The organism is Sutterella faecalis (assembly GCF_006337085.1).
In the GTDB taxonomy this organism is placed as follows: domain Bacteria; phylum Pseudomonadota; class Gammaproteobacteria; order Burkholderiales; family Burkholderiaceae_F; genus Sutterella; species Sutterella faecalis.
Genome location: NZ_CP040882.1, coordinates 843027 through 856718, shown reverse-complemented (window position 1 = coordinate 856718; position 13692 = coordinate 843027). Strand labels below are relative to the sequence as shown.

Sequence of the window (13692 nt, the reverse complement as noted above, 5' to 3'; positions counted from 1 at the left end):
AGGCTCAATTTCAAAGCAATGAGCTGGAAGCCCCGGGAGCAGTGATTGACTTCTGCAGTCCGAAGCTTCTTTTTCTGACGCCTTCAGTTATTGGGGATTCCCGAAAGCCTTGTTCACGTCGAGCACCATCGCCTGGTAGCCCGAGGTGTTCTTGAACTGGATTTCAACCGCAGGCTCCGTCTCTCCCCACTTGAATTCCTCGAGCCACGGATTCGGGCTGCTCGTGAAGGCGCCCGACTGGAGGTCGAAAGACGCGCCGGCAGTGGCCGAATAAGCAAGGATCGAGTTCTTGTCCGGGTTGTATTCGGTAAGCGACGTGACGGGGCTGAACCATTCGTGGCCGCGTTCCTTGCCGTACTCCCAAACCTGTTCGACCGTCATCTTCTTCTGGTCAATCTTGTAGACCACAGCGCGGGAATACTTCATTGAGGGGAGTGCCGGCTGCTCCATGCCGCGGGCGTCGCCGTTATCGAAGGCGGACACGTAGATCACGTCCTTGTCGGACTTCGAGTCGATGCGGAAGGCCGTGTGCTGCGTCCACGTCCAGTCGAATCCGCCTTCGCAGGAAACGTCGGTGCACTTGATGGGCTTTCCATTCTTGTCGACCGGCGTCAAAAGCGCATCCTTCCACGGAGCGCGCCACCCCTTCGGCGCCGAGAGAATCCACTTCACCTTCTTGTCGCGGCCGATCTTGATGATGGCCGACTGATGACGCGAGGAAATGATGATCGAATCGTCGCTCGGATCGTAGTCGACCGAATTCACATGCGCCCAGTTGCGGCCGGCGCCGGTGCCTGCGATGTCGCCGAAGTTGTCCGTCTTGTCCTGTTGGGCGAGTTCCTCGGCCGAAAGCGTGTGTCCCGCCTTAGAAGCGTCGATGTTGAGGCAGACGGCGCCCTGGTCAAGTGCGCGGATGACGTCGGAACGGTACGGGTCGAGGATGTCCCAGAGCTTGAATTCGTCCACGACGACGCCGTCCTCATCCACCTCGGCAATCACGTCGCGAACCGTGCGGATGCGCTTGTTGTCCGGACGCCGGTGGTCGGCCGAAGCCACTCTCAGGAAATAGTGGCCGTTCTGGGCCGGATCCATCGAGTGCGAGTAGTCGTTGTAGGAAGCGGGAAGGCGGCGATTCCAGATTTCGCGGCCGATGATGTCGTACTTCACGTACTTCTGACCGAAGCCCCAGGTGAGCGCGCCGTCATCGTTCTGGCGGAAGCCCATCATGACGCCCGCGGAATAAATGGATTCCGGATCCCAGATCGTGCGCGGGTCGAGGTACCAGCGGATTTCGCCCTTGGTGTCGAAGACGGCGATCTGCGGCACGAAATTCCATGTGAGGGCGCCGCCCATCGGGTTGTTCCACACGGCGCGGTTGTTGAGGCCGGTTTCGTCGCCAATATTGCTGATGAGATAGAGGCGGTCCGAGAACGCCGGGTCGACCTTCTTCACAATGGCCGTGAAGTCTTCGGGCGACTCATAGTTCGTACCCTGATTGATCCAGGAAACGGGCGAGCAGTAGATGAAGTAGGACTCGTTGATGGTTTCCTTTTTGCCGTTGAAGTCGCGGACGTAGGACACCTTCACTTCGTTCCTGTAATCCGCATAGAGGCCGAAGACGGGAATGCCGCCGTGCGTGAGGAGCTGCTTCTTCGGAACGTTGTAAGTGATCGTCTGGCCGTTTTCCTTCGGGACGATCGTGACGGTGGCGGACTCAAGATCGTATCCGCCGTTCTTAATGACGGCCGTGAGCGGCGCCACCTTGTAGGGATTCACGATGACTTCGCCGAGCTGCCCCTGAATGGAGGCGTAGCGAACGACCGGGCCGCCGACGGCGCCCATCGCGTGGGCAGGCAGCGTTGCAGAGGAGAAGACGGCTGCGCCGAGCGCGAGCATGAGGAGAGAGTGCTTCATGAGAGTAGTCCTATGATCTTTTGGGAAAGATGGATGAAAAAAAAAACGGTTGGAAAGCAGATGCGTCAGAAGAAGTGCGTGACGCCGGCACCCCAGGACGTCGTGTTGGGGTTGTCGACCGGGTGATCCTTCACGCGCCGGTACATGCCGTAGCCGTGGGTCCAGGAGAGCGCCGTCCAGAGCGTGGTGCGGCGGCTCACGGGATAGCGGTAGATGGCGGCAGGATTGATGCGCCAGCCGGAGGTCGAGAGATTCCCGTCGTTTGCGTCGCCCTTGTATTCCGAGCGGCTCGCCTGGAAGACGGCGGAGAGCGTCCCTCCGGCGATGTCCTTCATGAAGCCCGCCATGAAGGCGTCGGTATCGAATCCTTTTTCGGATGCGCCGAAGCCGAAAGCGCCGGCGCGGAGCATCGTGTTGGGGCCGAGCCCGTCGAACACATGCTGATAGGTAAGGTAGAGTCGGAAGGCATCAAAGTCGTAGTTCATCGAGACCATGATGTCCTTGGTGGCGTTGTGGTCCTCGGCAAGCGTGCCGTGGGTGTGGTAGGTGGCAATCCCGCCGAAGCGCAGCTTCTCATGGTTGTTGTAGAGCACGGAAACCGTGAGGAGCCTGTCGTCGTCCGCGCCGACGCCGGTTTCGGTTGTGACGCCGTTCGAATACTGCGCAAAGAAGCGGTATCCGGAGAAGGATGGAGACGCGTAGCCGACAGTATTGTTGAGGATCCCGTCGCAGGTAAAGATGTATGCAAGACCTGCGTGAGGGAGGTTCGCACCCATCGGGGAGTAGCCTTCGGCAAGCGCAAACTGGCTCATGTCGCCGTCGGTGCTCTTCAATGCCCCCATGCGGCCGAGAGCGACTTCGCCGAAGGTTTTGCTTCCGAGCGTGAGCGCTGCGCCGTCAAAGAGGACGCCGTCCTCATAAAGCGTGCCGGTATCGGGCATGAAGGAGACGTAGGATGCCGCGCGCACCCAGAGGTCGTCGCTGATGGTTTCCGTCGCCCGGATGTCGATGGTCGAGGTTTTGTTGTTTCCCGACTCCATCGTCGTATTGGTGCGGCCGTTGGCGTGCTGCACCATGAGGCCGAGGTCAACGAGGCCCGTGACGGCTACGCCGTCCTCTGCGGAGGCAGAAGGGATGAGGCTCGCGCCGAGAAGGATTGCGGAAAGAATGGTCCCCGCTTTCCGGAGAGAGCGGGGGAAGTGGTTGGGTTAATGACATGGACCACCCACTGCATCGAACCCGTTCGAGCGAATGGGCGCGACAATAGGTGTATCTACCTCTAATACCGCAGGAGGCCATGCCATGACAAAGAAGCATACGCAAACGACGCTTGATGTTTCCATCGAATATTCCGCGATCGGGCTGGACCTTGCCAAATACGACGTTTCCTTGGCAGCGGTGACGCTCAACGAGGGAGAAATTATTTGTATCGACCGCGTGACTTATGCTGAGCTCTATGAGCTTGCCGACAAGCTCTCCCCGACGCTGTTTGCAGTTGAACCGTGCTGCGGCTACTCGCAGCTTGCCCTTGAGCTCGAGGCTCGCGGCCATGAGATGCGCGTTATCAACGGCAAAGTCGTCAAGATGTGGATCGACACGCATATGTCGGGCCAGAAAACCGACATCAACGATGCGCTCGCGCTTGCCCGGCTGACGGCCGATCCGGATCTTCGGCCTATTCGCGCGAAATCTCTCGAAGAATGCCGCATTATGACGGTGCAGGGCGTGCGTCAGCAGCTGATCGGACAACGTACGAAGACGCTCGTCAGCTTCAAGGGCTTTGCCCAGACCTGGGGAATCCACATGCCTGCCGGCAGGCGCAATCTCAAAAAGATGCGTGAAGCCGTGGAAGCTAAGGCAGACATGATGGGCGACGCAGCTGTCTCTGCTCTGACGACGATGCTTGACCGCGTGAAGACGCTCGATGATCAAATTCATCAGCTCGACAAGGACCTTGAAGCACTGGTCAGCGCCAATGCCAACGGCAGGCTGCTGAAGAGCGTCATGGGCGTCGGCACTCAGATCGCCGCCCGCTTCATTACGGTTGTCGGCGATGTAAAACGGTTTGAAACGTCACGCTCGCTTGTTGCCTACATCGGATGCGTGCCGAAAAATTACATTACGGGGCATGTGAATAAGCCCAGACAAAAGAAGAGCTCTGCTCCCGACCTGAGCAGCAAGGGCCAGGGGCGAATCAGCCGCCGCGGCGACAAATTGCTGAGATCCCTGCTGATGCAGGGTGCGGCCTGCATCTACATGCAGTACTGCAAGAGGCAGCTGCCCGACTGCCAGCTCACAAAGTGGATTGACAAGCAGCTGGCGGTGAGGAAGCCCTACGGCAAGATCATGGTGTCGCTGGCGGCGAAACTCATCCGGATCGCATGGGCGGTGCTCACCTACGGCAAAAAGTTCGACATCCACAGAGCGGGCGTCCCCCGCTCGGTGCTGGCGGCGATGGCCGTTCAACCCAGCAATGAGGCTGCCGCTGCAGCATGAGGCATCGGCAATTCCATAACTAATCGCGTGAAATGAGAAACCCTTTTCTGTAAGGCTTGTCCGACAGCTATTCATGTCGAATTGCACTTGATGCATGTGGCTTTTTATTGGCAAGGACAAGACTTCTGATGAGTTCATTTTGGCCATGGCATGCAAGCATGCCGACAGGCCTGAGAGATTAACGGAAGCGGCCTCTCTCGTTGATGCGTGATTACTGGGACTGGAATACTGCCGGCAACAACCAAAATGACATAACACGGATTAGCCGATGTAGGGTCGCTAAGTCCGAATGCGGGCTGCGCTTCGCTTGTCGCATTCGCACATAGCGACATTGTATCGGCGGAGGTCCTGTAAAGCGGCTTACGCGGCATATGCTCCGCTCGGCCTGAAGGCCGTGCTCGCTATTCCACGACCGCTTGACAGGAATAGGCTCAGTGCCTGAAGGCACCAGGCCAGCAATGCCGCCAGCTGCCGCTATAAGGCGCTCGACTAACTCACTGCCCGCAGCTTCGCTCCTGAGCTCGCGCGTTACCGTACTTGGAGCTTGACAAACGTGGGTGGTCCAGAGATCGACATGAAGGATTTCTTCCTTTTTCTTTTGTTTGAAGAGATGCGTGCGGACATCTCCCAGGTCGGGAAAAAGTTTAGAAATCGGTCTTCTTTCGCGAAATTGGCATCTACGGCGATGGCGTCGTCAAATTTGACGGGTCATCCTTGCAGGATCTGAAAAAAGAGCGGGCTTTCAGGGTGCCAGATGAAATTGGTCGCGGATGCGGCGCGCCTCAAGGCCGATGAGCCCGCGCAGCCATACCATGACAGGGTCCTGCTGCGTTCTCGGGTGCCAGAAGAGCGTGGGCGCCCATTGATAGGTGGTGAATCCTGCGAACGGAAGCAATGCGAGTCCGGGGACGAGCGAGAGAATTTTCCGGGCGTAGGGCTCGGCGAATTCGCCGATCAAATCCGTTTCAAGGAGCTCGAATATGGCGGCGGCATGGTAGGGAATGGTGATGCCGTGCGGCTGATCGGCGTCGTCGAACCAGGGAAGGACCGAACGAGGGACGAGGCGGGAGAAAGGCGTGGCGATGGAGATCACCTGCCAGGGCTCGATGTCTTCCCGATCGAGCCGGCCTTTCTGCTTAAAGATCGAGACGAGCGGATGGCTTTCGCGGACGACGAGGCAATAGGGTGCGGAAAACAGGCGCTGAACATGGATGTTTCCCTGCACGGGTTCGCAGTCGGTGCCGAAAATGATGAGGTCGACGAGTCCTGCGCTTAGTTCGGCGAACGTATCGATGCTGATGGGCGTCGTTGAGAAATGGAGGCCCGGAGATTTCCTTCGCGCTTCATGAATGGCCGAAGCGACGAACATCGTATACGCGCAGTCAAGCGCCGCAATGCGGATCGTGCGCTCAGCCTTCATCGGATCAAGAGAGTCCTTGCCGACGAGTGTCGCCATGTCTTCGAGCATGCGGTCGATCTGCGGCATGAGCTTTACCATCCGCGGCGTCGGGTGCATCAGCTGGCTCGAGCGAGTAAAGAGCTTGTCGTCAAAGAGCTCCCGCGCGCCCTGGAGCATTCGGCTCGCGGTGGAAATGCTGATGTCAAGCCGGGATGCGGCCAGGGAAAGCGACTGCGTGCGGTAGAGAACCGAAAGGAGGCGGAGGAGCTCTTCAGAGACAGGCTGCTGCATGGATGAGGTCTATCGGGGGAAACTGATTATTCGGCAGGTGAAAGGCCTGATGTTTGGATGAGGAAGTTTTTGCAGAGGATTGTTTACAAATTCATTGGCGCGTATATGGATGTAACGATCGCGGATTTTGGTGCGCGTTTTCCCTTAGTCTTTGCGGCACCGAAACTTTTTTAGGAGTGCTTTCATGGCATCCGAATACATCACGATGAACCGCTTCAAGATCAAGCCGGAATTCGCCGACGCGTACCTCAAGGTCTGGCAGGAGGCGGATGTCAGTGCGAAATCCATGCCAGGGCTGCTGGAATTCCGCTTCTTCAAGCTCGATGCGAAGAAGGACGGCTACGTTCTCTTTTCCTCCTTTGCGCGCTGGCAGTCGAAGGAAGACTTCCTCAACTGGACGAAGTCGGAACATTTCAGAAAGTCCCATTCCACGGGACCGAAGAATCGCGAAATGTACGTCGATCGTCCGGAGCTTGAGTGCTTTGAAGTCCTGATCTGACGATTCTGTCGGGGCGATGGCTTCTCGCGCGGGAAGCCTTGTCCGTAAACAAAAATGCCTGGGAAGGCTTGGATTTCCCGGGCATTTTTGATTTTAGCGAAGCGAATCGTCAGAACGCTCAGAACATCTGGATCTGGGGCCTGCCGTTGTCGAGGAACGTAATGCAGCCGCTCTTTCCCGCGCCCTCGACGCCGTCGAGCTTCCAGTCGGGAATCACCCAGCGTTCGTAATTGTCGAAAACGTGGGCGGCCGGACGGTGCGTATGTCCGTGAATGACGAGATCCACGCCCGCAGACTTTGCGGCTTCGGCCACGGCGCCTTCGACCACGTCCATCACGTCCATGGATTTCTGCGCCTTGTCGGTTTCGGACTGCGAGCGCGCCTGCTTGGCGACCTCAATGCGTTCGGCAACGGATTTCTTGAGCATCATCGCCTGCCACACCGGATCGTGCGTGATTTTGCGGAATTTCTGGTATCCCGTATCTCTCAGGCACCATTCGTCTCCGTGCGCGAGAAGCACCTTGCGGCCCTTGATTTCAACCACGATCGGATCGCGAAGGAGTTCTGCGCCGATCGCCTGCGCAAAGCCCTCTCCGAGCACGAAGTCGCGGTTTCCGGGCATGACGAGGACGCGCCGGCCGGTTGCCGCATGGAGCTTGAGGAGCGCCATCACGGGCTTCGCTTCCGGGTGCGCGTCGTCGCCGAGCCAGAAGTCGAAAAGGTCGCCGAGAATCACGAGTTCCGGATAGCGCGGCGCCACGGACTTCATGAAGCGCACGAACGCCATGATGGTTTTGGGCTTCGTGGGTGAGAGGTGAAGATCCGAAATAATTACCGGATTGGTAAGCGGCTCAACCTCGGTTCGCCCGGCGAGCGCAGGAGGCGGAAACTGTGAAAGGTCCATTTTGCTTCTGCTGAAAAAACGCAGGGTGGAATTGATGAGGAGAAAGAGCCGCATGCCGAAGGGGATTTTCCCCTTCGCAGGCGCTTTCCTCCCCACCATGCCGTCGCTCGGTTCCGGGCGGCTCTCGGTCATCAGACTCAGATCTCCTCAGCCTTTTCGATGACGACGTCCTCAACGGGCACGTCGCCGAACCAGCCGCGGGTGCCCGTGCGGACGCGCGCGATCTGGTCGACCACGTCCTGGCCGGCCACGACCTTGCCGAAGACGGCATAGCCCCAGCCGTTGCCCGTGGGGGCGGTGTGGTTGAGGAAGTCGTTGTCGGCAACGTTGATGAAGAACTGCGCGGTGGCCGAGTGCGGATCGTTCGTGCGGGCCATCGCGATCGTGTACTTGTCGTTCTTCAGGCCGTTGTCGGCTTCGTTCTTGATCGGATCGTTGGTGGGCTTCTGCTGCATGCCCGGCTCAAAGCCGCCGCCCTGGATCATGAAGCCCTTGATCACGCGGTGGAAGATCGTGCCGTTGTAGAAGCCCGACTTCACATAGTTTTCGAAGTTTTCGCAGGTGATCGGAGCGTGTTCGGGATCAAGTTCAATGTCGATGACGCCGAGATTGGTAGTGAAGCGAATCATTTGAGAATAAAAACTGGGTTCAAAAGTAAATGCGCGCCGCAGGAAGCCGTCTTTTGTGAAAAAGCGAGGCTTCCAAGTCTTTCAGCAGCGTGAAAACCTTTCAGAAGCTCCGTCAGGGATCTTCCGGAAGGGGAATCGTTATTGTCGCATAAGGGGGAGACGCGCTTCGGCGCGCTCAACCCCGGGAACTCAACAATGCAGACTCCGGATCAGGGAAGAACCTTGGCCGAGAGAATCTTCACGGTCGTGACCGGAACATCTCCCATTCCGCGGCGGCTTCCCGTCGGGACCGCAGCAATCTTGTCGACCACTTCGGTGCCCGAGACAACCGTGCCGAAGACGCAGTAGCCGTTGCCGTCCTGAGCCTGATCGGCATTGAGGAAGTCGTTGTCGGCAACATTGATGTAGAACTGCGACGTCGCCGAGTGCGGGTAGCTCGTGCGCGCCATGGCGATCGTGTAGCGGTCGTTTCTGAGGCCGCCGCGCGCTTCGAGGGGAATGGGTTCGTGCGTGGGCTTTTCGCGAAGCGTTTCGTCAAAGCCCCCGCCCTGGACCATAAAGCCCGGGATCACGCGGTGGAAGATCGTGCCGTTATAGAAGCCTTCATTGACGTAGCGAAGGAAGTTCTTCACCGTCTGCGGGGCGCGGTCGGGCGCGAGGCGCACGACAATCTTGCCGAGAGTGGTTTCGATTTCAACGCGCGGTTCCTGCGCTGCAGCGCGCGCGAGGGGCGCGGCGAGGAAGGCGGCGGCAGGAAGAAGCGGAAGAAGAAGACGGGTGCGGTACTGCATGGTTGTCCGATTGGCCTATTGAAAGAAAAAAGAATGTCGGGACGGGAACCGGCGGCGGCATCAGCGGCCGCTGATGCGCTTCAATGTTCTCAGTCTCGACTGAAGTTCAGTGTTCGATTCGAGTGCGGGCGCTGCCGCCTCATAGCATTCGAGCGCGAGCGCAAGGTAGACGTCGCCGAGATTCTTCTGGGCGAGCGAAAACTTCGGATTGATGACGAGCGCCTTCTTGAGCAGTCCCTGCGCTTCCTCGAGGTTCCCGAAGCCGGCCTCGATGACGGCGAGGTTGTTGTAGGGTTCGGGGATTTCCGGGTAGGCCGCGATGAGGGATTTGAGGCCCTTCGCGGCGTCTTCGGTGCGCCCGAGCGACTCAAGGCTCACGGTGCGCAGGAACTGAAGCTGGGCATTCCGGGGATTGCGCTTGATGCCGATGTCGGCGAGCTCGAGCGCCTGCGCGGGATGCCCGTTCGTAAGCAGCTGTTCGACCCTGGGCGAAAAATCGCCCGGGTGAAGGGTTGCCGCAAGCTCCTCCATTTCCGAAGCGGCCAGAGCGGGCGCGCTCAGGAAGGAAAGTCCGAGCGCAAGGGCGGCGCAGGTGGAAAGGAGAATTGGTTTGGCGCGCATGAAACTACTCATCGGGTCAAGTGTCGGTCGAGGAAAGCCGGCGACGCATATTTGGGGAGAGCCTGAGTCATCAGGCTAACGGCTGATGCATGCTTCCGGCATGGGAGAAGACGCTTCAGAAGGCTGTTCGGGCCGGCCGGGCGGCTATACTCTCATGATCTTTCGTCCGTTCGCCCAAGGGGCGAGCGAATCAGAAAATTGAGCAAAGCCCGCGAGGCCATTGGCCCCGGGCGCTTCAGCTCGTAATTGTAGCCGCCGCACATGATTCAGAAGATCAGAACTTTGTATCGGGAATCTTTTCTCCCGTCCCTGCGGCACCTGCGCTGGATCAGCGAGAACGGCTCGTGCTGCTACCTGCGCATGCGATGCTACAAGGGCTATGCGGAAGCGCTTCAGAGGGACAGATTTCTCAGGAATTCCATGCTTTCGATTTATTCGACCTATTCGCGCGAACAGCGCCCCTTCAAATCGATTGAACCCGGCCGCGTGCGCATGTACGTCTGCGGCGTCACCGTCTACGACTACTGCCATATCGGCCACGGACGCACGTTCGTCGCCTTCGATGTGGTGCGCCGCTGGCTTGAGGCCTCGGGGTACGAAGTGACCTTCGTGCGCAACATCACCGATGTGGACGACAAAATCATCCGCCGCGCGGCGGAACGCGGCATCACGACCGACGCCCTCACGGCCGAATTCGCAAAGGCCATGCAGGAAGACATGATTGCGCTCGGGTGCCTTGCTCCGACATTTGAGCCCCGCGCAACCGAATACATTCCGCAGATGCTCGGCCTCATCGAAAAGCTCGAGGAAAAGGGCTACGCCTATCACGCGGCCGACGGCGACGTCGACTATTCCGTGAGGGGCTTCAAGAATTACGGCCGCCTCTCGGGCAAGTCGATCGACGATCTTCAGTCGGGCGCCCGCGTGCAGGTTGCTGAAGGCAAGCGCGATCCCCTCGACTTCGTTCTCTGGAAGAGCGCGAAGCCGGGCGAGCCGCAGTGGACCTCGAAGTGGGGCTGCGGCCGTCCGGGCTGGCACATCGAGTGCTCGGCGATGGCGATGAACCTTCTCGGCGAAACGATTGACATTCATGGCGGCGGCCCGGACCTCATCTTCCCGCACCATGAAAATGAAATAGCGCAGAGCGAGGCGGCAACCGGCAAAACATTCGCCAACTACTGGATGCATTCGGGGCCGCTGCGCGTTCGGTCGGCCGACGGCACGGAAGAGAAGATGAGCAAGTCGCTCGGCAACTTCTGGACCATCCGCGATGCGCTCAAGGAAACGAACGAAGCCTACGGCGACGGCTTCGGCGCCGAGGTGCTCCGCTTCTTCCTCCTGAGAAGCCAGTACAGAAGCCCCATCACCTTCTCCTCGGGCCTCATCGAGGAAGCCCATAAGGGACTGGTTCGCCTTTATACGGCCCTCAAGGGCCGGAAGGGCGACGGGCAGCCTCTTGACTGGGAAGAGCCCTATGCGGCGCGCTTCCGCGAGGCGATGGACGACGACTTCAACACGGCGCAGGCGGTTGCCGTGCTCTTTGAACTCGCGACGGAAATCAACCGTACGGGTTCCGAAGAACTCGTTCGCCAGCTCCTCGGTCTCGGCCATATTCTCAACATCCTCACGAACGATCCGGAGAAGTTCCTCCAGGGCGGGATCCAGGATGCGGGCGAAGAAGCCCGGATTGAGGCCTTGATTGCCGAGCGCGCCGCCGCGAAGAAGGCAAAGAACTTCGCGCGCGCCGACGAGATCAGAAAGGGCCTTCTCGCCGAAGGCGTGGAGCTTCAGGACGGTCCCGGCGGCACAACGTGGCGCAGGATCTGATCGCGCTCTGAAATCGAATCACTTCAATCCTCTGCGGCGCTTCCCCTTTGCAGGAAAAAGCCGCAGAGCGACCGACCCAACATCAACAGCGCTCAATGGAGCAGCTGAGCACGGAAAAGATGGCCAAGAAAGTATTCCTTGAATTCGAGCACGACATTGAGGTGCTCGAGAAGAAGATTGATGAACTGCGCGAGCTCACGGAAACGGAGTCGAAGAGCGGCGTATCGGTTGAGAGCGAAATTGCTTCCCTTGAAGCGAAGGAAAATGAGCTCGTCAAGAAGATCTACGCGTCCCTCACGCCCTGGCAGTGCTCGCTCGTCGCACGCCACCCGGCGCGCCCCTATACGCTTGACTACATCGATGAAATCTTCACGGATTTCCATGAACTCCACGGCGACCGCGCGTTTGCAGACGATCAGGCCATCGTGGGCGGTCTCGCGCGTCTTGCCGACATGAATGTCGTCGTGATCGGTCACCAGAAGGGGAGAACGCTTAAGGAACGCACGCAGCGCAATTTCGGCATGGCAAAGCCCGAGGGGTACCGAAAGGCCTTGAGGCTCATGGAGCTTGCCGAGAAGTTTGATCTTCCGGTCGTCACCTTTGTCGATACGCCGGGTGCGTATCCCGGCATCGATGCCGAGGAGCGCGGTCAGTCCGAGGCCATCGGCCGCAATCTCTTTGAAATGGCGGGGCTTCGGGTTCCCGTCATCACCTGCGTGATCGGTGAAGGCGGATCGGGCGGCGCGCTCGCGATTGCCGTGGCCGACATCGTGATGATGCTTCAGTATTCGACCTATTCGGTGATTTCTCCCGAAGGCTGCGCCTCCATTCTCTGGAAGGACGCGGGGCAGGCTCCGCGCGCTGCGGAAGCGCTTGCGCTCACGGCCGACAGGCTCTCGAAGCTCGGCCTTGTCGATCGCGTCATCTCTGAGCCCCTGGGCGGTGCGCACCGTGATCCCAAGCTGATGGCCATGAATCTGAAGCAGGCGCTCATCGATGAACTTCGCGCGCTCATGAAGCTTCCGATTGACGATCTCCTTGAGCGCCGAGCCGAGCGCATGCGCGGCTACGGGTTCTTCGACGTCGTGGCTGAACCGCAGACGGCTGCAGACCCCAAGGATATTGAGGATGCGCTCGAGCTTCGCGACGAAGGCTCCTCGCAGAAGCTCGGGAAGGCTGCAAAGGCTTAACGCCTGAGGCATTCATCCGTTGAGTGCAGAAACAGGGGCTTTCCGAGCTCCTGTTTTGCTTTCGGCGGCTGCTGATGCTCGCGTCTGGAGACGGCTCTCAAAGCAAACTGTCGGGCAGAGCTTCGTCAGGCGCAGCAGTTGCGGTTCCTGAAGGCCCATCAACGTGCTCGATCGAGCTTCCTCCTTGCGGGCAGAACGTCTCTCATATAAAATCCGAAAACTTCTTGCTCCTATGCATCCCGGAAGGATGGCAGAGTGGTTGAATGCACCGGTCTTGAAAACCGGCGAAGCTAATAACTTCCGTGGGTTCGAATCCCACTCCTTCCGCCAAACCCCTTTGCGGCAGTAGGAAATCGAGGCGATTTTAAAAACCGCCATAAGTAGCGCCATAAGCGATGCGCTCAAAATAGCCCTTTCTACGTTTGCAGAAGGGGCTTTTTTTATTCCGGGAGCGATTGAAGGAAATGGCGTTCGGAAACTGCATTGTCAGCCATACGAAAAAAGCCGGCAATCACTGAGTGACAGCCGGCTTTCGCTTGATCAACGGAGGACTCACCTTCAGCTGACCTCGATGAGCCTGGTCTGTTTTCGCCACTTTGACAGGCCGTCAAGCCGAAGCCGACGGCAGCCGCAACGGGAACATATCCGTTTGGAAAATATTATTCCTGAAAAATCATCTATTTGTCAAATAATGAGATGACTGCGGCTTGAGGCATGCCTTTGAGGATGCCTTCACTGAATCGAATGGGATCGCGGAGAAGCTGTTCATCATGCGTCTGAAGGCGGCTTCGTCATTCGTAATTGCCGCACGCTGAGGCAATCGCAAAAGAAGCCGGCGATCGTTGGATGATCGCCGGCTTCGGGAAACGGAGGAATCGCCTTCACCTAGCCACGGCGAAACTGGTCTGATTCCCGCCACTTCGAATGCCCTCCATCACAGGGACGAGGGTAGTCGCAACGGGAACATATCCGTTTGTCAAATATTATTTTGAAAAATCAAATAATTGTCAAGCAATTGAGGGTGCGTCAACAAAAATCTCTCCGCAGGAATAGAGCGCGGCCTTCCCCGGCTAAGAGAACTCGATTCCCATCCTTGCAGCGGCAGTGCGTTTCTCTTTCTGGGTGAGAAAT

At 58.4% G+C, this 13692-nt stretch carries 11 protein-coding genes and 1 tRNA gene; 5 read left to right on the top strand and 7 right to left on the bottom strand.

The genetic code is table 11. The annotated features are described in order from the left end of the window. Nucleotides 1–87 precede the first annotated feature (87 nt). Both FG381_RS03410 and FG381_RS03405 read right to left on the bottom strand, forming a co-directional pair. A complete protein-coding gene (locus tag FG381_RS03410) occupies nt 88–1914 on the bottom strand; it encodes an aryl-sulfate sulfotransferase (RefSeq protein WP_139687545.1) in 1827 nt (608 codons plus the stop codon). Between the two features lie 65 nt (nt 1915–1979). Continuing rightward, nucleotides 1980–3050 (bottom strand): porin, encoded by a 1071-nt coding sequence (locus tag FG381_RS03405; RefSeq protein ID WP_226960374.1) that lies wholly within the window; start codon nt 3048–3050, stop codon nt 1980–1982. A 166-nt stretch (nt 3051–3216) separates the two neighbouring features. Here FG381_RS03405 and FG381_RS03400 point away from each other — a divergent pair, with 166 nt between their 5' ends. Next, on the top strand, nt 3217–4410 hold the full coding sequence (locus FG381_RS03400) for an IS110 family RNA-guided transposase (RefSeq protein ID WP_139686987.1): 1194 nt from the start codon (nt 3217–3219) through the stop codon (nt 4408–4410). Nucleotides 4411–5152: 742 nt separating this feature from the next. On the opposite strand, the gene FG381_RS03395 is transcribed toward FG381_RS03400, so the two are convergent. Next, a complete protein-coding gene (locus tag FG381_RS03395; protein ID WP_139687543.1) occupies nt 5153–6100 on the bottom strand; it encodes a LysR family transcriptional regulator in 948 nt (315 codons plus the stop codon). A gap of 184 nt (nt 6101–6284) precedes the next feature. On the opposite strand from FG381_RS03395, the gene FG381_RS03390 reads away from it, so the two are divergent. After that, nucleotides 6285–6599 carry an antibiotic biosynthesis monooxygenase family protein gene (locus FG381_RS03390; protein WP_139687542.1) on the top strand — a complete coding sequence of 105 codons (315 nt, stop codon included), beginning with the start codon at nt 6285–6287 and terminating at the stop codon, nt 6597–6599. A 118-nt stretch (nt 6600–6717) separates the two neighbouring features. Here FG381_RS03390 and FG381_RS03385 read toward each other — a convergent pair whose 3' ends face one another. The 4 genes from FG381_RS03385 to FG381_RS03370 all read right to left on the bottom strand — a co-directional run bounded on the left by FG381_RS03385 (nt 6718) and on the right by FG381_RS03370 (nt 9544). After that, nucleotides 6718–7635 carry a UDP-2,3-diacylglucosamine diphosphatase gene (locus FG381_RS03385; protein ID WP_226960317.1) on the bottom strand — a complete coding sequence of 306 codons (918 nt, stop codon included), beginning with the start codon at nt 7633–7635 and terminating at the stop codon, nt 6718–6720. Nucleotides 7636–7640: 5 nt separating this feature from the next. Beyond that, complete coding sequence (locus FG381_RS03380) at nt 7641–8132, bottom strand: peptidylprolyl isomerase (RefSeq protein ID WP_139687541.1); 492 nt, start codon at nt 8130–8132, stop codon at nt 7641–7643. Nucleotides 8133–8341: 209 nt separating this feature from the next. Continuing rightward, nucleotides 8342–8923 (bottom strand): peptidylprolyl isomerase, encoded by a 582-nt coding sequence (locus FG381_RS03375; RefSeq protein ID WP_139687540.1) that lies wholly within the window; start codon nt 8921–8923, stop codon nt 8342–8344. A gap of 60 nt (nt 8924–8983) precedes the next feature. Continuing rightward, nucleotides 8984–9544, bottom strand: a complete 561-nt coding sequence (locus FG381_RS03370; protein WP_226960318.1) for a tetratricopeptide repeat protein — start codon at nt 9542–9544, stop codon at nt 8984–8986. A 420-nt stretch (nt 9545–9964) separates the two neighbouring features. Between FG381_RS03370 and cysS the strand changes: the two genes are divergently transcribed. The 3 genes from cysS (at nt 9965) to FG381_RS03355 (ending at nt 12891) form a co-directional block, all read left to right on the top strand. Beyond that, the gene (gene cysS / locus FG381_RS03365) at nt 9965–11371 is read left to right on the top strand and encodes a cysteine--tRNA ligase (RefSeq protein WP_139687538.1); all 1407 of its coding nucleotides are present in this window, start codon (nt 9965–9967) and stop codon (nt 11369–11371) included. Nucleotides 11372–11490: 119 nt separating this feature from the next. Then, nucleotides 11491–12561 carry an acetyl-CoA carboxylase carboxyltransferase subunit alpha gene (locus FG381_RS03360; RefSeq protein WP_139687537.1) on the top strand — a complete coding sequence of 357 codons (1071 nt, stop codon included), beginning with the start codon at nt 11491–11493 and terminating at the stop codon, nt 12559–12561. A gap of 241 nt (nt 12562–12802) precedes the next feature. Beyond that, nucleotides 12803–12891 (top strand) — tRNA-Ser (locus FG381_RS03355). The last annotated feature ends 801 nt before the right edge of the window (nt 12892–13692 follow it).

Coding starts and splice junctions, on each gene's coding strand:
- FG381_RS03410 (WP_139687545.1), bottom strand. CDS start 1,914: ATGAAGCACTCTCTCCTCATGCTCGCGCTCGGCGCAGCCGTCTTCTCC.
- FG381_RS03400 (WP_139686987.1), top strand. CDS start 3,217: ATGACAAAGAAGCATACGCAAACGACGCTTGATGTTTCCATCGAATAT.
- FG381_RS03395 (WP_139687543.1), bottom strand. CDS start 6,100: ATGCAGCAGCCTGTCTCTGAAGAGCTCCTCCGCCTCCTTTCGGTTCTC.
- FG381_RS03390 (WP_139687542.1), top strand. CDS start 6,285: ATGGCATCCGAATACATCACGATGAACCGCTTCAAGATCAAGCCGGAA.
- FG381_RS03385 (WP_226960317.1), bottom strand. CDS start 7,635: ATGACCGAGAGCCGCCCGGAACCGAGCGACGGCATGGTGGGGAGGAAA.
- FG381_RS03380 (WP_139687541.1), bottom strand. CDS start 8,132: ATGATTCGCTTCACTACCAATCTCGGCGTCATCGACATTGAACTTGAT.
- FG381_RS03375 (WP_139687540.1), bottom strand. CDS start 8,923: ATGCAGTACCGCACCCGTCTTCTTCTTCCGCTTCTTCCTGCCGCCGCC.
- FG381_RS03370 (WP_226960318.1), bottom strand. CDS start 9,544: ATGCGCGCCAAACCAATTCTCCTTTCCACCTGCGCCGCCCTTGCGCTC.
- cysS (WP_139687538.1), top strand. CDS start 9,965: ATGCTTTCGATTTATTCGACCTATTCGCGCGAACAGCGCCCCTTCAAA.
- FG381_RS03360 (WP_139687537.1), top strand. CDS start 11,491: ATGGCCAAGAAAGTATTCCTTGAATTCGAGCACGACATTGAGGTGCTC.